Below are 17491 nucleotides of genomic sequence, written 5' to 3'. Positions count from 1 at the left end.
CAAAAGGGCAGGATTCCCGGAACGTGCCCCCTCAAAGAGAGCCTCCACCTTCTGGTAGTCCAGATACTGACCGTCGGTTGAGCGAAGTCCGGGAACGCGGACGAGCGTGAGGTTTTCGTTCCAGTTTGATGGCTCACCTGGACTGTTTACGAGGACGTCGAGCATGTTGCCTGCTATGTTCGTCCTCTCATACCAGCCGAGCATCGAAGACAGTCCGGAGCGAAGGTTCTGAGAGGCCGTTGTGACTGCCGAGAGTATGAAGATGACCATGATGAGCGCCACGAGTGCATCCAGACTCAGGAGCTGGCCTCTCCTCATTTTACCACCACCCCCAAGCTAACGAGGTATCCTCTAAAGTACAGCACGCCGTTCCGCAGGGCAAAGCCGTTAACCCTTGAAAGCCTCGCCACTAGATAGTCCCTCACGGCTCCACTCACGAGGGTGGCGTTCAGCCTGGAGGAGTAGGTTATGTAAACCACGGCGTTTATCGATGTTGATGTGGTGTTGACGCTCACTCCAGAGACCGCGCAGTTAAGCGAGGAGTAGTTGTTAAGCTCAATTACCCTGTCGAGGGGAGCGTGGACAGTGTCGTTCACAACAACACCCTCGTTCAGGAAAGTGCATGCGTCTTGGGCGGCGCTTTTGAGCTGGTACGTGATTGAAACACCCGTGTCGGAGGGGTAGTATATCTTGGCAACGAGCAGGACTCCCCCGACTATTACCATGAACAGGAACATCAGCTCAAGTGACGTCTGACCTCTAAGTTTCAACGACAACTCCCACCCCTCCGGTATTCAACCTGACCGCGGTGATTTGAAACGTCTCGTTTCCCGGCAGGAGCAACACGCTCGAGGTAACTCCCACGGGAACCTGAAGTCGCTCGACGACCCGGTATTCCTTCCCACCAAGCTCGGCCCTCACGAGGAGGGTCTGATTTTTGTAGAGGGTTATGTTGACCCATTCCCCCGTCTTCAGCTGAAAGGGCAGCTCCTTGATAACGGTAAAGCCGGGGCCGGATGCGTAAACCTTGGCGACTGAATCCCTTACGTCAACGGCGAGGACCTTAAGCTGGGCGGCCTTTCCCATCGTCGTTGTTTCCCCGGCCTGATTCATGCCCCAGCCAACTAATCCTATTACCGTCAGGGACACGAGCATTACCGCGAAGAGCAGGTCGAGGCTAATCTGTCCCCTCATTTCAGCCACCTGGGTTTATGTTTATGTAGAGCGTCCCAGTTGTCGAGTTGAAGACCAGACTTGGAGCCTGGTCTGGATTCCACTGAACCACAACCTTCATCGTGGGAGGTATGTCCGAGATGTGCGGCGTGCTGGAGACCTCGGCAGGGTAGAAGACGAGGCTCATGGACGTTCCGTTGTACGGGTAGAAAGTTCTGACCTCAACAGCGGTCTTGTTGGTTCCCGCAACCACGGGGGTTGAGTTGACCTGGTTAACGCCGACGAGGACAACCCCCCCGGTGGAGCCAGCCGGTAGGAGAGGACTGCCGCCGCCCAGGAGGGTTATGTTGACGACGGGGAGGGAATATCCGAAGGCCTTTTTGAGGTAGTACTCGTTCCTCAGCAGGTCAAAGTGCGCGTAGACCGTTACCTTTGAACCCGGTCCCTGGGAGTAGACTTGGTCGATTGCCCCAGCTATAACGTTGGCGACACCCTTCTCCTCGAGGAGCACTTGAAGCTGCAGGGTCTGTGCGGAGGAAGAGCCGCTCTTGAAGGAGGCGTTGTTGATGGAGTAAACTAACATCAGGAGCATGATTCCGAAGACGAGCATGAATTCGAGCGAGATTTGACCGCGTTTTTTACGGGCTGGCATACCCTCTAACCCCCTAATAATGCTAAATAAAACAAGACCTATTTAACGGTTACTCCTCAGATTTTCCGAGAACAACCGCAAAAATGCCGGAAGGCGTTCTTCTCGTCTCAACGTCAAAGTAGTCCCCGCTGAACAGTTTAAAGCGGTATTTCTCCGGGTTGAGAGCGTGTTTGTGAACTATCTCCCTAAGCTCATCAATGAAGAACTGGGTCAGCTCGTAGTATATGAGGTCCAGTCTGCTCTTGGTTCTCTCGCGAACGTAAACGAGGAGCGGAAGGAGCGCCAGGCCTATGAGAACGAGTGGAAGAGCCGTCACAATGGAGAGCACGGCGGTTACTGCAACGGCGGCAACTATCGACCAAACCGCAACCTGACCGAGTATCTTTACCCTCTTGCTCTCCTTGACCTTCTCCTCCCAGATGTCCAGAAGTGCCGGATTGTAGAAATCAAAGGCCGTGTGGCGCTTTCCCTTAGCTATCCTTTCGCGAATCAGCAGGTCCCAGTCGTCCTTGTAGTAGATTACCTCTCCCCTGAGCTTCGCCCTCTCGGCGTCGAGGGAGGATATAATTCGTATAATGTCCTCGGCGCTCTCATGGGCTATGTGGGAGTAAACGGCCCTCTCGTCCAGCTCGAGAGCGACCTCAACCGAATCCCTGACCTCGGTCAAGGTTCCTCACCGCCCGGGAGAGGGTAAATATCGTCGAAATCCGGCAGGCCGTTCAGAAGTTCACGCTTTTTGGTTTCAGCTTCTTCCTTGGCGGCCATAAACGATTTCGCGTATTCTTTAGCCGTTCTGACTATTTCCTCTATGCTCCTGCTCTCGTATATCCCGCTGAGGAGCGTGACGACCTCAACGTCCCTCTCACGGGGGTCTGGGTAGAAGCCGCGGAAAATCTGCTTGCCCCGGATTTTGTTCGTGAGGTAATCGAGGGCCTCGAAGATGTCGCTGGCCTTCAGAACCTCGGGCGGCCCGTGTATCGCGACGAGGCCGTAGAGGGCGGACTCTATATTCGCCTCAAGGTATAGCCCCTCGCTCTCAAAGGATTTAACGATTAACCTCGACAGGCTCTTCACCTTGCTCGCGTCGGCCTTGGCGTAGCCAACGGTGGCGAAGCTCCCAAAGGCCTTGAGGACGAACTTGAGGTCGCTCGCGTCAAGCGTCTGCTCGCCGGGGACATCTACGAGGGCCAGAAGCGAGGCTATCCTCTCGACTATCGTGTAGTTAATCCTCTCGTAGGCCTGGGAGATGTCAAGGTCGCCCTCCTTGAGCTTGTTGTTGTCTATTGCGATTATTGAGTCCGCAATCTTCGAGAGTTTGTCTATTGTTATCGCCGCGTTGATTGTTGGCCTTATGCCCTCTTCCCTGAGCGGGAGCGCGCCGATGGCAACGACGAGCGAGTCCGGGTACTCCTCCTTGAGGGCTTCAGCCAAGACGGGCGTTCCGCCGGCACCTGTTCCACCGCCGAAGCCGAAGGTGAGAAAGAATATGTCAACGTCTTCGTAGCCGACTATTGAGTTTATCTTGCGCATGACCAGCGGCAGGTCGCGCTTCATCGCCTCCCTCCCAAGTATTGGGTTTGCGTTCACCCCCTTGCCGCCGGTTACGCTCTCCCCTATGAGTATCCTCCTGTCGGGGGGTATGTGCTTGAGGTAATCGAGGTCACCGCGGGAGGTGTTTATGGCGAGCGCCTCAAAGTCAACCAGCGCGAAGAGGTCGGCTATCTTCGTCCCGCACTGCCCTATTCCAATGATTAAAGCCCTCAAGGGCTTTCACCCCACGACGTATTGCTTCACGCGGCCGTTCTCGTACGTGAAGAGCATGGCGTTGCCCCGCAGGTACTTAACGAAGCCCGTTGTGAACAGCTCAACAGCCATCCACCTGCTCTTCTCCGAGTAGAGGACGAAGAGCACCATTCCGTTGGCGGTTGCACCCGGAATTACCGCTATGGAGTCCAGACTCGCGTTATACGGGCCGAGGTACACCGATTTCCCTGTCACCTCGAACCTGATGTAGGGGTTGTATCTGGAAACGTCGTACTTTCCGTAGGGTGCTATGACGATGTAATAGCCGGAGCCAATTGAGGTGGAGTTCGAGAGGACGAAGTTCTGGCCGAAGACCTGGTGGAGCGCGTTTATGACCTCGGCCCTTTCAGTGGAGTTCAGGCCGACCGTTATCACCTCGAAGGGCTCGCTGAGGAATGCGTTCTCAATCTCGTAGAGGGTTACGGGCGGTATGAAGTGATACCTGCTCAGGTACATTATCGTGAAGGCTATCTCCACGGGCTTGCCGTTTATCTCGCCCGTATCCTTGGCCCTCAGGACGAAGTGCAGCGTCTCGTTGGTGTAGTTGTAGCCGAACCTCAGGAGCAGGTCGGTGACGCGGACGGTCAGTTCAACCGTTGGCTTTCCAACGACGACGCGGTTGTAGAACTGGTCGAAGTACTCCTTAAAGGGCGCCCAGCCGCCGTCAACCCTCTGCTGGAGCAACCACTGAACGTGGGGCATCAGCTCCTCCTTCGGCGTTATGTTCTCAAGGGCCTCTATAACGGTAAGCGTTGTGAGAACGTCCGGTTTAAGCATGTAGGAGAAGTAAGGAGTCGTCACGTAGATGCCCCAGCCGGTTTTGCTTATGCTGAGCAGCCAGTCCTTAGCTTTCTGGATTAACGGGTCGCTTGGTGGAACGCCGAGGTCCAGGAGGGCCTTTACCGCGAGGGCCGTTTGATAGGGCTGCGGCCCGAGGTCGTTGCCCCAGAGACCGATTCCGTAGTCGAGCTGGGACTCTTTGATGACGTTTATCGCCCACTCCCTCTCGCTCTGGTTGAGCATGCCGTAGTGGAGGAGCGTCTCGAGGGCGTAGTAGAAGCCCGGTGAGAAGCGGTCGTTCAGGAGCATCCATCTGCCATCGCTGTAGAACCTCTCCCTTATCCAGCTGAGGGCCCTGTTGACGGTTTCGTTGGTGTGGTAGCACCTGCAGAGGGCCAGGAGGGAGTAGTAGGTGGCCTTTTCGTTGGAGCTGCCGCTGGCAACGACCGGCCAGCCTCCGTCGGGATTCTGAAGCGAGAGAAGCTCGTCACAGGGAAGCGCGTAGGGGTTGGTCGGCTTTGATATCGGACCAACGTAGTGAGCCGGAATCGAAAGGGCGAGGAGCGCGTAGGCGGTTGTCTCGATTACCTCCGGAGAGGAAAACATTGTTTCGGGGGTGCTGACCCAGTAAGCATACCTAAGGGACGTTTTGGCGTAAGATTCAAGCTCCAAGAGAAGCTTTGCTGTGTTGAAATCGAAGGGGTTCACGAGTTCGAGGGCGTACGTGAGCATTGCCCTCTCTTTCATCGTCAGGTTTCCGGAGTAGAGGAGGTTCTCAATCTCGTCAACTGTGGAGTTCGAGACAGGGTAGCCAACCGCGTGATACGCTATAACGCGGAGAGCAAGGGCTTCATATTCCGGAATCTCGGGTTTGGCGCTTCCTATGTAGTCAACAGGGTTCCAGAGGAAAGAAGCCGTGTAGGAGTATCCGTACTCCCCAAGCGCCCAGACGGAGAGAACGGTCGGGTAGAACGCGGGGGAGGTGTTGGGAACGTAGCCCCAGCCGACTTCGTTTTCCGCCCTGAGAAGGTACTCAACGCCCCTCTCAATCGCGGTGTTTACCCTGCTCAAAATCCTCGGGTCGACGTTCGGCTTGGCCTTGATGAGGGCTATCACCGCATATGCGGTATCCGGGACGTTGCTTGTGTCCTGAAGGTAGTAGCCCCACCCGCCATCGGGGTTCTGGGCCGAGAGAAGAACCTCGGTTAGATTCGTTACAACGTTCTCAACGCTCCAGTTGAGGCCCTTAGAAGCGCTCGAAATTGCCATGAGACTCAGACTTATTTCAGCAGTTCGGTTTGTCTTTCCCGCGATTTCACTCAGGAACATCGTTGAGCCGTTCAGCACACCGGCGCTGGCCAGCGGTGTGAACATCAGAATGACGAGTAAAACTGCCAGCGATTTCCTCATCACTCCACACCCCTAAGGGGAGTGTAAGGGGCGAGAATAAATAAACCTTTCCTCAGTCGGAAATGAACCTGCCGCCGAGTCCCCTACCGCGGGAATCCACGTCGTCGCGCATGATGAGAACGACCCTGCTCGGCTCGTACTCGTCCTCGATGTGATAACCCGGCAGGTGCTTCACGAGCTCCTCGGCAAAAGCTCTGATTTCCTCGTGCCTCGGCATGTTGTTGATGGTGAGCCTGTTCCGCGAGAAGCCGACGAACATGTATGCCTTCGCCTCAACGAACATCGGATTGGCTATCTTAATCAGCTCGGCGTACTTCTCGGGGCTGTGCATGTTCTCGCCCTTCACAAGGGTGAGCCTTATCACCGTCCTCGTTTCCGCGTCGCGCATGAGCTTGAGGGTCTCCTTTATCCTCTCCCAGCCATCGGGAATCATCGGGACGTTGACGCGGTTGTAGGTCTCGATGTCAGGAGCGGTCAGCGAGACGTAGAACTGCGTTGGAAGCTTGTCCTCCCTAATCATCTCCTCAAGCCTCTCCGGAACGGTTCCGTTGGTGACTATGAAGGTCGTGAAGCCCCTCCTGTGGAACTCCTCAACGAGGTCGCCCATGTACGGATAGAGCATCGGCTCGCCCGATAAGCTAATCGCCGCGTGCTTCGGGTTCCACGCTTCCTCGAACTTCTCCTTCGGAACCTTGGGGTTGCCCTTGTAGCCAACGAGAAGCTTCCTCTGGGCCTTTATGCTCTCCTCGACGATGAAAGCAGGGTCGTCCCAGGGCTGGGGCAGTTCAGTGCCGAGGAAGCCCTCCATCGGGCGCCAGCAGAAGATGCAGTTGTGGGTGCACCAGGCCAAGACCGGAGTCATCTGAAGGCATCTGTGGCTCGCTATGCCGTAGAACTTCTGCTTGTAGCAGAAGCGACCCTTGGTGAGGCTCTCCTTGAGCCAGTGGCAGAGCTTAACGCCACTGTGCCTGCCGACGAGCTCGTAGTGCTGTTTCCTAAAGAGGAGCGCGATTTCCTCGGGCATGTTCGGGTTGGCCTTAACCACTATCGCCATTAGTCTCACCTAACCGAAACTCGGGGGAGGTTTTAAAAACCTGATTGGTCGCGACTGTGCATCGTCGAAAATTCCTTCGTCAATCTGCGAAAGGTTTAAAAAGCTAAAACCGAGCCTCCAACCATGATGCGCATAAAACCCGAACCCATGCTCAAGCCGAGGGAAATCGTTCTGTTTCCAGCTGACGAGATTGAGGAGGGGGACGAGAGGCCCAAGGTAAGGTTGCTCCAAGAAGTCAAGAGGCACGAGATAGCCTGACTACCAGGGACGCGAGGCCTTTATCAAGACTATATCCTCAAAGAAGAAGTGCCTTTTGGCGACGACCTCAGCCCTAAGGCCGACTCTCCGGAAAAGATTCAGCGTCTCTTCAATTCCGGTTATCGAACTCTGGACGAGGTAAACCCTGCCGTTCTCGGTCAGGTAACCCGATACCTCCCGGATAAACCGGTCTATCACCTCTCTCCCGGTTTTCCCACCGACGAGGGCCAAATCTATGGCCTTTTTCGGCTCACCCGGCAGGTAGGGGGCGTTGAACGTTATCACGTCGAACCTTCCCGAGACGTTCTCGAAGAGGTCGCTCAGGCGAAACTCTACGTTCCCGATTCCGTTCAGCAGGGCGTTTTTCATGGCGAGTTCTACGGCCTTTGGGTTCACGTCAACGCCGAGGACGCGTTTGGCTTTCCTCGCCATGAGAAGCGCTATCAGTCCGGTTCCAGTTCCAACGTCGAGCGCCATCTCACCGGGTTTGACATCAACTGTCTCGGCGAGGAGAAACGTATCCTCCGCCGGCTCGTAGACGTCCGGGTGGAGTTCAAGCCTTATTCCGTAATAGACCGGCATAGCCATCGCCGAGAGAAAAGAAAGGGAAATCACTTCTTCCACTCGGTGTAGCCGCACCTTCCGCAGGACCAGCGGTCCTTGTGGTTGGCCATGAAGACGCCCGGCCCGCAGCGCGGGCAGAACTTGTTCTTCCTGATGACCTTTCCGCCCTTAACCTCGTAGAGCTTCCACTTCTGGCTGGTTCTCTTCTTCTTCGCCATCTACACCACCTCACTCCTCCTCTTTCTGAATGAGACCGTCGCGGAGAAGGATGTATTCAGGCTCTATGTAGAGCATCCTCTCCCTCGTCTCGTAGGCCTTGGCGTAGCCCTTGGAAACGTGGCTTCCGAAGTAGCTCCTGATGTACTGGAGAACCGTGGTGTTCGGGTCGAGGTCGAGCATGGCGACGAGCTTACCCTTCACCGCTTCCCTGCTCGGGGTAGGCTCGCCCTCGTGGATGATGTCGAAGTATATCTCCTTTCTCCCGAGGAGCTTGTTCTCCCTTATCTCGGTCACCTTAATCTCCATCACGAACCACCTCCATCTTGGCAAGTATTTGCGCACACCTGCGCTTGCATTCGGGTGTTACCTTTATAAGCACTACCCCCTCGTCGGGCTGGCCGTAGAGGACGACGCTCCCTAGGGGAGCGTACAGGACGGCGGGAATCGCCCCCAAGTCCTCCTCACCGCTGACGAGTATGTGAACCGGCCTGCCCCTTTCAATGAGGCGGAAGGCCTTTCTGACGGCGTCTAATAAAGCTTTCGTTATAGTTCCCGGTGGGTTTGAAACCGTCATGAAGATGGCCTTCGCGTTTATGTCGGGAGAATAGTCGGCCCTCTTCGTCCTGAGGTCGTAGAGGGCAAGGGAGGGAGGAATGCCGAGCTTGAGGACGTTCTCGGTAACGACGTCACCAACGGTGATTACGGTTTTACCCCTAAGCTCCTCCTTAATCCGAAGGTAGGGCTCCGGAATCGGACCCTTTACCAGCTCTCCCAGCGGTTCCTTGAGCTCCCGCCGGAGCTTTTCCGTTAGACGGAACAGCATTTCACCTGACCCTTATGGCGTATTTGCCCGGAACCTTGGCGGCCTCTGGTATGCTCTCGCGGAGCTTCTTCGCTATTCTGCTCTCGGTGTCGAGGATTATGACGAGGTCAAACCAGTCATCGCTTAAATCCCTGCTCCCGCAGACGGGACAGCGGTCCTCGGTTGTTATGTAGTGGCAGTGCCTGCAGGCCCTCTCCCTCGCCATGCTTACTCCTCCCTGGCCTTCCTCTTCTCCTTCTCAATCCACTCGAACTTTCCGAGACCGGGCTGACGCATCGTCATGTTAATCTTGTTCTCCCTGATGATTCTGCTCTTAACGCTTATACCGATTATCCTGGCTCTGACCCTGTCCCCAAGCTTGAGAATGCGGCCGCTTTCCTTTCCGATGAACTGCCTGTTCTTCTCGTCGAAGACCACGTAGTCGTCCATGAGCTGGCTGATATGGACGAGACCGTCCATCGGGCCTATCCTTATGAAGGCACCGTAGGGCATCATCTCAACGACTTCGCCGAGGACTACCTCCTGGTTCTCCGGCTTCCAGACGAGGACGTCGAAGGTCACCTCGTGGTAGGTCGCTCCGTCGCCGGGCACGATGACCCCCTGGCCGATTTCCTTAACGTCCATAACGGCCAGGATAACCCCCTCGTCACGGTCGTATATTCCCTCGTAGGTTTCGCGGAGAACCTTCTTGGCGGCTTCCTTTGGGTCCATTGTGAACATCTTGGGGGGAATCCTGACGACGTCCTTAACGGTCAGGAGCTTATACATGGCTTAACCTCCAAAAAAGAGTTGAGAACGTCACTCCTTCTTTCCAAACTTCTCCTTGTACATCTCAATTGCCCTGAGGATTTCCTTCTTTGCTTCCTCGGCGTTGCCCCAGCCTTCAACGACCGTAGTTTTACCCTGAAGTTCCTTGTAGCGCTGGAAGAAGTGGGCAATCTCGTCGAGAAACGCCTTTGGAACGTCGTCGATGTCCTTCCAGTCCTTGAAGTACGGGTCCTCGACCGGAACGGCGAGAACCTTCCAGTCCTTGTCGCCGGAGTCGTTCATCTTCATTATGCCTATCGGCCTGGCCTCGATGAGGGTGAGCGGGTAAACCGGCTCGCGCATGATGACCATTATGTCGAACGGGTCTCCGTCGTCGTAGTAGGTCTGCGGGATTATACCGTAGTCCACCGGGTAGAAGAACGGGCTGTAGAGGACCCTGTCAAGCTTTATCAGTCCGGTCTTCTTGTCGAGCTCGTACTTGTTCCTGCTCCCCTTGGGAATCTCTATAAGGGCGTAGACAACCTCCGGAACTTCCGGTCCGGGCTCGATGTCGTGGAACGGGTTCATACCTAACCACCCCTAACCCTTTTTAGAACTCCTAAGGTGGCTCCCCCGTTGTGCTTTTAAAGTTGTTGGTCGGGCTAAGAAGCCCGATACTCGTACACAGTATCGCCGTCAAGGATTGCGTAGCAGTCGGTTTCATCCTTCCGGTAGTGTATTATTGGCCTGTCAACCAGCTCAAAAACCCTACGCAGGTCCTCCGGAGAGTTCAGAACAACCTGCGTTTTGCCCTGGGCCGGGCTTCCCTCAATGATGTACCTTCTCAGGTCCTTCAAGCCGTCCTTGGGTTTTCTCTCCCTTTTGCTGTACGCGAAGCCTATCACCGGAACCGCGAAGAGAACCGACATCAGCGGAAAGACCGTCCTCGCAGTTGGGACGCTCACGTCGGAACCCATGAAGGATATCGAGTTGGTTGAAGTCTCGACAGTTCTAACGGTCTTCTTGTACGTCTTGTCGAGACCCGTCAGGTAAAGCATTCCGGCCGCGTTCCTGTTGAGCGTTATGACCTGCTCAAATTCGTCCCTCCCGGGAACCCTGACAACGACGGTAAAGTAGACCTCGTTCTCGGCCCTGAAAAGCCCAGTTCCCGTGCGAACCTTCCGCAGGTTCTTCTCGAGCCGGGTCATGTTCAGCTCAAGGGGCACCTCAAAGGAACCATCAAAAGTTCCGCTGGCAACCTCGAAGGTCTCGTTCTTGAGGTATATCTTGGTCTTTCCGGCAGTTACAAAGTAGTTCACGTGGAGGAAAACCTTGTACTGGCCCTTCGCAGAAGGCTCCGTGGAGTACCTGTAGACACCGCGTATGAGTGTTGTTATTTTCGCGGGGTAATACTTTAGAGAGCTTCCGTTTTGGTAAACGGTGTCGTTTGAAAAATACCCCGAGTGAGTGAAGACACCGCCTTCCGTGTAGGCCGTCCTGTACGAGGCCGTGACGCTGGTCTCGGACTTGGCGTAGGCCGTGCCGGAGTAAACGGCGAACAAAACTGCCAGAGCTATGAGGAGGGCAAAACCACCCTTCAGGAGTTTTTTCTTGTCAAAACTCAACATCTCGAACATCTCCCAACTACCTTTACGACTATCTTATTCGAGCTAACGTCCGTTCCGCACAGGTGGGCACCGCAGTTTAGGATGTACTCGCCATGCCTGTGGAACGTCGCAGTCATTACAATGTCGAGGCTTACGGTTTCTCCGTGTCTAACGTGAACGTGCCATTTGAACGCAGTTTTAGGACCGTGATGGCAACAGCCGCAACAGTGGCAGTAGTGGTAGCATCCACAGCTGTCGTTTACATTCACATCAACGTAGCCAGAAAGGGGCCTCAGAACAATGCTAGAAACGTTGATATGGTGAGTGGCAGTATTGTTTCCATACGGAATTGAATCAAAGATTACAAAGTCTCCCGCTGGTCCGTTGTTTGTGAAGTTGAGCTGCATCACTATCGTGTACGTTTCTCCCGCACGGTAGGTGTACCTTCCCCCAACTATCGCCTTCGTCAGGATGTAGGTCGGACGTGTAATCCTGACAAACATCGAGCAGTCCTTTATGAGGGCGCTCCCCCCATCCCAGTAGGCGTGTATCGTCAGCGGAACCTCGTAGGTTCCGTTGGGGACATCACTGTCCGCCGAAAAGCCGCCCGCCACGTCCATCGACTGTCCCGGCTCGAGTGTGTGCACCGAGCCATCCACTTCCGCATGGAGGCCTTCGGGAAGTGATGAATCGTTCAGCGTGACGTAAAAGCTAATCGGTTTGTCCATCAGGTTCATAACCGTCAGCGCCCTGAAGTCAACACCGGAACTCGCGTTCAGCATAACCGGAGACGAGCACATGTACCCAACGTATGAGTTGTTGCCGCTGACAACGGAAAAGTCGACGGTTCTGGTCGAGGTGTAGGCCCTGAAGTTGCCGCTCGAACCGAGGACGAGCGTCAGGCCAATCAAAAACGCCAGCACTATCACAAATTTTCTCATGAAAACCACCCCAGTATCTTATAAAGGACTCCCCCTCTCCTCCTGATTCTTATGACGTCAACGTCGCCGATTCCCGCCAGTCTGTAGAACCCAAAGAGCATCACCGACATCAGGATTGCATAGGGAACGAGGGGAGCGTACGGACTTATCCCGTAGAGGGCGCTCACGACTGAACCGGGAAGTATGGCCGGATAGCTCCTGACCGTGAACTTCTCAACGTATATCCTCGTTTGGAGGGGAACGTTAACCCTGACCATCAGAACTTTAGACGAACCCCCGCTAAGCCGGAAGGAGCTTTCCCCGAGCAGTTCGGTCCTGTTGCTACCACCCCCGATGAAGTAGTAGAACGGGTAAACGGCGTTGTTCTTCACGGTGAGGTTCTGCTCGAAGACCGAACCCGGCAGGTGCCAGCCCGCCCTCTGACCGCCGGCAAGAGTGGATGAGTAGGAAAAGCTCAACGTTCCCCATGAAGCTACGGTAACGAAGAGGAACGTTCCGATTAGAAGAACGGACAGCACAGCGTAGAGCGTTCTAACTTTTAGGCGGTAGAACTTCTTCTTTCTTCGCCTGACTTTGGAATCTCCAGAAAACGTCAGGATTGCCCCTATTATCAGAAGAACGATAACGGCGTAAACGTTTGTGAACTTTGAGCGGAGGTTCTCTATGAAAGTCCCCCCTCCCCTTATGACGAGCGGGTGTCCCATTACAACGACGACCTTGCCGGCTATGTCCCTGGGCTTTACGGGAGGATAGAGACCGTTCTCCTGGTCGGTGGCAACGTTGTTATCTCCCTTGGTTATGAAGCCCTCATCGGTAACAGCAAATATTCTGTGGACGGTCCAGCCGGTTCTCCTGTGGAAGACTATTATGTCGCCGACGTGATAGCTTCTCGCAAACGGGTTCATTATAAAGAGGTCCCCCTTGTCTATTGTGGGGGTCATGCTGCCCGAGTAGGCGTACGAGATAAACACCGGACGGTCGAGGACGTAGCCTACGGCCGAACCGAGGATGAAAATGATGACGATGAGCGCAAACGCTGCTTCAATTAACTTCTTCATGCGAACACCCTCTTCAAACAAAGGGGAAAAGCCCCCAAGAAGGAAATCACCTTCCGGTTCCGCAGGCTCCCTTAATCGCTTCAATGCTCATCTGGAACTGGTACTCGCCCATGCTGACGTTGGTGTTGTCGAATATCATTCCGACCGGAACGGGGTTCCCGTGCTCAACGGTGAACTGTATGTTGTGGGCCGGACCGGCTATGGGGTTGGTGTAGTTGCCGGCGAAGATTAAAACGCCGTCGTGCTGGGTCTTAATGGTAACGCATATCGGATAGTCGGTCTGGTTGTTCTCCCAGAGGTTGTTGCTGACCTCAAACATCTCCTCAAAGACGTAGGTGGTGTTCGGACTCATTCCAAGCCCGCCGCCTTCCGGTCTGTTCGGGTTGTACTGGGTGATGTCAACGTAGAGCTTCCCGGCGTCGTAGGTGACGTAGGGCTGAAGGGCCGTTAGGGATATCAGCTCGTTGTCGTCGCTGACCACAGTAAAGCTCGCCTGTCTGTCGGCTGAATAGTACCTGAAGTTGGCTCCAGCCCCAACTGCGAGGAGCATGGCCACCATAAGTATTGCCAAACCGAATAGCTTGTTCATCTTTCATCACCCGCTGGGCTGACCGCACTTTCCAACGAGGTTCTGCGGCTCGGTTCCAAGCCTGAAGGCCTGAATGTGTATAGCACTGCTCTCGGTTGTGTTAAGGGCCGCGTTTCCGACTGTAAAGTCCATACCAACCTTAACTGACTGGCCGGGGGTGAGGGTGAAGCAGACGTCGTTCTTGGCGTTGTCGCTCGCGTAAACGATTGCCCCCGTCTGGGCGTCGTGAATGTTGTGGTCGGCTCCGTAGAACTGGATTGCAGTGTTGGTGCTGGTTATGAGGACGACTATGGTCTTGTTGTCCCACAGGTCGTTGCTTACCTTGAAGACCTCATCGAAGTTGTACTCCGAGTTCGGGCTGAGACCCTGACCGTAGCCTGGGTAGTTCGGGTTGTTCGGACTGATGTCAACAACGAGAACTCCAGCGTCGTTTATGTAAGCGTATGGCTGGATGGGAGTCAGGTCTATGAGCTCGTTGTCGTCGCTGACGATATCCCAATGGACGCTCCTGTCAGCGTTGTAGTCCCTAAAGTTGGCTCCCGCTCCCAAAACAAGTCCAAAGGCCACGAGCAGGCCAAAAATACCAAGGACAATATTCTTTCTCAACTTTTTCGCCTCCTTTTGGAGGCACTGTGGAAACAAAGGACTTCACTACCATGACTCAAGGCGTGCCAACACAGCGCCCCATACAACCCCCACCGGGGGTTGCTCAAAGAAGAGTAGCGCCTTCTGGTATATAGACAATGCCGGGTTAACGGGGAGTAATGGGTGGTTACCCCCGCTAAAGTCTCTTCATTTTCCTCCGATGAATCAGCCCGACGATAGCGTATGTGAGGGAGGCTATCGTGAGCTCAAAATTCCCTATGTATATTCCGGCAACTAGGAATATAGCCGAGAGCCCTATATAGAAGGAGCTCCAGCTTATGTCGTTTTTCTTGACGGTCTCCATATAAACGGTAACGTCATCCGGAACCCTGATTAGGGTTATGACCCCGTGCTTGAACGTTATAACCCCCTCCCTCTCAAGCTTGGGGATGTGAGTCTGTATGAGGCTAACGTAAACGCTCTTTCTGTGCTTCCTGTCCGTGGAACCCTCACGCTCGGCTATGTACTCAACGACTTCCCTCAGCTCGGCCTTTCCCTCGGAATTGCGGAGATACTCTATGAGGAGAAGCCTCCGCGAGTTTCCGAGTATGACCGAGGAGGCACCCACGACCATCACCGGACCAACCTGTAGTGCTTTCTCTTATTCCCATTGATGTAGAAGGCTTCCACAACTCCCCTTTTGATTAGGGACCTGAGTATTCGCTCGACCTTCTGCCGCGTGCAGGCAAAACCTCTCTCGTAGAGAAGGCGGGTTATAAACGCCACACTCAACGGTCCCCTCTCCCGGAGGAGGGAGATGACATCACCCTCAGTTACATCCATCATGACAACGACCTCCCGACCGGAGTAAACCGGCTCGTTTGAATTACGCACTAGTAGTATTTAAAGATGACCCAAAAGTTCGAAATTTGTATAACTTTATGCAAACGAACAAGCACCCTCAAATTTCCAAACGGAAGGCCAACATCATCGGACGCCTGCAGAAGAGGCGTCTAGAGGGGTATTCAAACGACACCGTTTATTGGGCATTATCCAAGAATCCCGGTGGAGTTGAGATTTACATGAACACTTCCACGGCAGGATTGGGGAGAAATAACCAAAAAATGCCTTCGATATCCGTGCTTTCAACTTTCGGAATACGAATTGAGGTGTAACATGAGGTTCGAAAAACGAAGTTATAGAGGGGGTTCGAGGTTCTGGAGCCCATGAAACGATGGTAGCCCCGCGGGGATTCGAACCCCGGTCGCGGGATCCAGAGTCCCGCATGCTTGGCCGCTACACCACGGGGCTGTGCCCGTTGATACCTTTTTGAGGAGATTTATAAATTTTACTCCCAAACCGGCAATAGACACAGATGAAGCACTCATGGACAGTGTTGAAAACCCGTTGAGATGCTCCGGGTTTCAGAATCGGCAATAAAAAGCTGTAATGGTGGGGGCGCGGGGATTTGAACCCCGGTCCGCGGGTTTCTCCGGGTCAGAGCTCCAAAGGCTCATCCCCAATCAGCAAACCCGCAAGTCCTCATACCTCTGGAGCCCGCGATGATGGACCAGGCTACACCACGCCCCCGTCCGTCTCAACCTTAGCGGCGGGAGGTTTATAAATTTTGTGATGAAAACAGGGGGCGATAAGCCACTGAATCCGGCTTTTTTCGAGTTTGTCACCGTGGATTTTGATTTCATTTTAGGCATTCCGTATCATCTACGGTGATATTAACGTTTTATAAGCATAAAACTACCTATTCTCATCGGGTGGTTGCCATGGCCGTTGGAGAGAAGATAACGATTAGTGTAATCAAGGCCGACATCGGCGGCTGGCCGGGACACTCGAGGGTTCACCCCCAGCTCGTTGAAACTGCGGAGGAAGTCCTGGCCAAGGCCAAGGAGGAAGGCACGATAATCGACTTCTACGTGGCCTACGCGGGCGACGACCTCCAGCTTATAATGACCCACAAGAAGGGCGTTGACAGTCCAGACGTTCACGGACTCGCCTGGAAGGCCTTCGAGGAGGCAACTAAGGTGGCTAAAGAGCTCGGCCTCTACGGCGCCGGACAGGACCTTCTCAAAGATGCATTCAGCGGAAACGTCCGCGGAATGGGGCCCGGTGTGGCTGAGATGGAGATAACGCTGAGGAAGAGCGAGCCGATAGTGACCTTCCACATGGACAAGACCGAGCCTGGCGCGTTTAACCTGCCGATATTCAGGATGTTCGCCGACCCGTTCAACACCGCTGGTCTGGTCATCGACCCCAAGATGCACATGGGCTTCCGCTTCGAGGTCTGGGACATCCTCAAGCACAAGCGCGTTATCCTCAACACCCCTGAGGAGGTCTACGACCTTCTCGCCCTCATCGGGGCTAAGAGCAGGTACGTCATCAAGCGCGTTTACCCGAAGGAGGGCCACCCGATTCCGAAGGACGAGCCGGTAGCTGTCGTCAGCACTGAGAAGCTCTACGAGATTGCTGGAGAATACGTCGGCAAGGACGACCCGGTCGCTATAGTCAGGGCACAGAGCGGGCTTCCGGCCCTTGGCGAGGTTCTCGAACCCTTCGCCTTCCCGCACCTCGTCAGCGGCTGGATGAGGGGAAGCCACAACGGACCGATAATGCCCGTTCCGATGAACTACGCCAACCCAACCAGGTTCGATGGTCCGCCGAGGGTTGTCGCGCTCGGCTGGCAGATAAGCCCCGAAGGAAAGCTCGTCGGTCCGGTTGACCTCTTCGACGACCCTGCCTTTGACTGGGCCAGGCAGAAGGCCCTTGAGATAACGGACTACATGCGCAGGCACGGCCCGTTCGAGCCGCACAGGCTTCCGCTCGAGGACATGGAGTACACAACCCTGCCTGGCGTGCTGAAGAGGCTTGAGGAGCGCTTCGAGGACATCGAGTGATTTTCTCCCCTTTGATTTCCTTTTCAATGTCATTCAATGCCCAGTTCTGTTCATATTCTCCGTGCCCTCAGCGCAACAGGAAAACTTAAATACGTTCGAACCTTAGCTAACACTTAGAGTGATACAAAGAGGTGGGATCATGAGGTTCACGGTTCTCCGGCTCAAGCTGGACGAGAGAAGGGTTGAAAGTGAAGAGCTTGAGAGGAATGACGTTTACGGCATCATCGACTACGGAATAGACCTCCACGAGAAGCTTGGGACGTACTCGATAGACCCATACGACCCCAGAAACGTCATTGTCATGGGCATGGGACCGTTT

The 17491-nt window shown here is 54.6% G+C and carries 24 protein-coding genes, 2 tRNA genes and 1 pseudogene; 3 read left to right on the top strand and 24 right to left on the bottom strand.

The genetic code is table 11. The annotated features are described in order from the left end of the window. The 8 genes and pseudogenes from MVK46_RS01155 to twy1 form a co-directional block, all read right to left on the bottom strand. Window positions 1–318 (bottom strand): annotated as a pseudogene (locus tag MVK46_RS01155) (hypothetical protein); the annotation flags it as partial. Next, window positions 315–776 carry a hypothetical protein gene (locus tag MVK46_RS01150; RefSeq protein WP_297534615.1) on the bottom strand — a complete coding sequence of 154 codons (462 nt, stop codon included), beginning with the start codon at window positions 774–776 and terminating at the stop codon, window positions 315–317. The pseudogene MVK46_RS01155 and the gene MVK46_RS01150, both read right to left, overlap by 4 nt. Next, complete coding sequence (locus MVK46_RS01145; RefSeq protein WP_297534614.1) at window positions 760–1194, bottom strand: hypothetical protein; 435 nt, start codon at window positions 1192–1194, stop codon at window positions 760–762. Before MVK46_RS01145 ends, MVK46_RS01150 begins: the two co-directional genes overlap by 17 nt. A gap of 1 nt (window position 1195) precedes the next feature. Continuing rightward, window positions 1196–1825 (bottom strand): class III signal peptide-containing protein, encoded by a 630-nt coding sequence (locus tag MVK46_RS01140; RefSeq protein ID WP_297534613.1) that lies wholly within the window; start codon window positions 1823–1825, stop codon window positions 1196–1198. Between the two features lie 49 nt (window positions 1826–1874). Further along, window positions 1875–2492, bottom strand: coding sequence for a hypothetical protein (locus MVK46_RS01135; RefSeq protein ID WP_297534611.1), 618 nt, complete (start codon window positions 2490–2492; stop codon window positions 1875–1877). Continuing rightward, entirely contained in the window at window positions 2489–3589 is a 1101-nt protein-coding gene (locus MVK46_RS01130; RefSeq protein WP_297534610.1) for a cell division protein FtsZ, read from the bottom strand. The genes MVK46_RS01135 and MVK46_RS01130 overlap by 4 nt, the downstream gene beginning before the upstream one ends. A gap of 6 nt (window positions 3590–3595) precedes the next feature. Further along, entirely contained in the window at window positions 3596–5818 is a 2223-nt protein-coding gene (locus MVK46_RS01125; RefSeq protein WP_297534609.1) for a prenyltransferase/squalene oxidase repeat-containing protein, read from the bottom strand. Window positions 5819–5870: 52 nt separating this feature from the next. After that, on the bottom strand, window positions 5871–6872 hold the full coding sequence (gene twy1, locus MVK46_RS01120; protein ID WP_297534608.1) for a 4-demethylwyosine synthase TYW1: 1002 nt from the start codon (window positions 6870–6872) through the stop codon (window positions 5871–5873). A 123-nt stretch (window positions 6873–6995) separates the two neighbouring features. Between twy1 and MVK46_RS01115 the strand changes: the two genes are divergently transcribed. After that, the gene (locus tag MVK46_RS01115) at window positions 6996–7130 is read left to right on the top strand and encodes a hypothetical protein (protein ID WP_297534607.1); all 135 of its coding nucleotides are present in this window, start codon (window positions 6996–6998) and stop codon (window positions 7128–7130) included. Here MVK46_RS01115 and MVK46_RS01110 read toward each other — a convergent pair whose 3' ends face one another. From MVK46_RS01110 to MVK46_RS01035, 16 genes are all read right to left on the bottom strand, one after another. Further along, window positions 7131–7712: a HemK2/MTQ2 family protein methyltransferase gene (locus tag MVK46_RS01110; RefSeq protein WP_297534606.1), complete on the bottom strand. Its 582-nt coding sequence runs from the start codon at window positions 7710–7712 to the stop codon at window positions 7131–7133. Window positions 7713–7741: 29 nt separating this feature from the next. After that, the gene (locus MVK46_RS01105) at window positions 7742–7912 is read right to left on the bottom strand and encodes a 30S ribosomal protein S27ae (RefSeq protein ID WP_297470056.1); all 171 of its coding nucleotides are present in this window, start codon (window positions 7910–7912) and stop codon (window positions 7742–7744) included. Window positions 7913–7922: 10 nt separating this feature from the next. Beyond that, entirely contained in the window at window positions 7923–8219 is a 297-nt protein-coding gene (locus tag MVK46_RS01100; RefSeq protein ID WP_297534605.1) for a 30S ribosomal protein S24e, read from the bottom strand. Then, a complete protein-coding gene (locus MVK46_RS01095; protein WP_297534604.1) occupies window positions 8209–8736 on the bottom strand; it encodes a GTP-dependent dephospho-CoA kinase in 528 nt (175 codons plus the stop codon). The genes MVK46_RS01100 and MVK46_RS01095 overlap by 11 nt, the downstream gene beginning before the upstream one ends. A 1-nt stretch (window position 8737) precedes the next feature. Then, window positions 8738–8941 (bottom strand): transcription elongation factor subunit Spt4, encoded by a 204-nt coding sequence (gene spt4, locus MVK46_RS01090; RefSeq protein WP_297534602.1) that lies wholly within the window; start codon window positions 8939–8941, stop codon window positions 8738–8740. A 2-nt stretch (window positions 8942–8943) separates the two neighbouring features. Next, window positions 8944–9504, bottom strand: coding sequence for a DNA-directed RNA polymerase (locus MVK46_RS01085; RefSeq protein ID WP_297534601.1), 561 nt, complete (start codon window positions 9502–9504; stop codon window positions 8944–8946). Window positions 9505–9534: 30 nt separating this feature from the next. Beyond that, window positions 9535–10071, bottom strand: coding sequence for an inorganic diphosphatase (locus tag MVK46_RS01080; RefSeq protein WP_297534600.1), 537 nt, complete (start codon window positions 10069–10071; stop codon window positions 9535–9537). Window positions 10072–10145: 74 nt separating this feature from the next. Continuing rightward, window positions 10146–11120, bottom strand: coding sequence for a hypothetical protein (locus MVK46_RS01075; RefSeq protein WP_297534599.1), 975 nt, complete (start codon window positions 11118–11120; stop codon window positions 10146–10148). Next, entirely contained in the window at window positions 11105–12031 is a 927-nt protein-coding gene (locus tag MVK46_RS01070; RefSeq protein WP_297534598.1) for a hypothetical protein, read from the bottom strand. Before MVK46_RS01070 ends, MVK46_RS01075 begins: the two co-directional genes overlap by 16 nt. Continuing rightward, window positions 12028–13089 carry a signal peptidase I gene (locus tag MVK46_RS01065; RefSeq protein WP_297534596.1) on the bottom strand — a complete coding sequence of 354 codons (1062 nt, stop codon included), beginning with the start codon at window positions 13087–13089 and terminating at the stop codon, window positions 12028–12030. The genes MVK46_RS01070 and MVK46_RS01065 overlap by 4 nt, the downstream gene beginning before the upstream one ends. A gap of 46 nt (window positions 13090–13135) precedes the next feature. Continuing rightward, the gene (locus MVK46_RS01060) at window positions 13136–13678 is read right to left on the bottom strand and encodes a DUF1102 domain-containing protein (protein ID WP_297534594.1); all 543 of its coding nucleotides are present in this window, start codon (window positions 13676–13678) and stop codon (window positions 13136–13138) included. Between the two features lie 6 nt (window positions 13679–13684). After that, complete coding sequence (locus tag MVK46_RS01055) at window positions 13685–14284, bottom strand: DUF1102 domain-containing protein (protein ID WP_297534592.1); 600 nt, start codon at window positions 14282–14284, stop codon at window positions 13685–13687. Between the two features lie 175 nt (window positions 14285–14459). Further along, window positions 14460–14897, bottom strand: a complete 438-nt coding sequence (locus MVK46_RS01050) for a hypothetical protein (protein ID WP_297534590.1) — start codon at window positions 14895–14897, stop codon at window positions 14460–14462. Further along, window positions 14897–15106, bottom strand: coding sequence for a hypothetical protein (locus MVK46_RS01045; protein ID WP_297534588.1), 210 nt, complete (start codon window positions 15104–15106; stop codon window positions 14897–14899). The genes MVK46_RS01050 and MVK46_RS01045 overlap by 1 nt, the downstream gene beginning before the upstream one ends. A 392-nt stretch (window positions 15107–15498) precedes the next feature. Further along, a tRNA-Gln gene (locus MVK46_RS01040) sits at window positions 15499–15574 on the bottom strand. A 139-nt stretch (window positions 15575–15713) separates the two neighbouring features. Next, window positions 15714–15853, bottom strand: a tRNA-Trp gene (locus tag MVK46_RS01035). Window positions 15854–16044: 191 nt separating this feature from the next. Between MVK46_RS01035 and fbp the strand changes: the two genes are divergently transcribed. Both fbp and MVK46_RS01025 read left to right on the top strand, forming a co-directional pair. Further along, window positions 16045–17172 carry a fructose-1,6-bisphosphate aldolase/phosphatase gene (gene fbp / locus MVK46_RS01030; RefSeq protein WP_297534587.1) on the top strand — a complete coding sequence of 376 codons (1128 nt, stop codon included), beginning with the start codon at window positions 16045–16047 and terminating at the stop codon, window positions 17170–17172. A gap of 139 nt (window positions 17173–17311) precedes the next feature. After that, window positions 17312–17491 (top strand): aldehyde ferredoxin oxidoreductase N-terminal domain-containing protein (locus tag MVK46_RS01025; protein WP_297534585.1); only part of this gene is annotated, 180 nt, incomplete at its 3' end.

Origin of the sequence: Thermococcus sp. (genome assembly GCF_027066465.1) — an archaeon.
Classification (GTDB): Archaea; Methanobacteriota_B; Thermococci; order Thermococcales; family Thermococcaceae; genus Thermococcus.
Note: the sequence above shows the minus strand (reverse complement) of the source record. Positions and strands in the feature narration are given on the sequence as shown.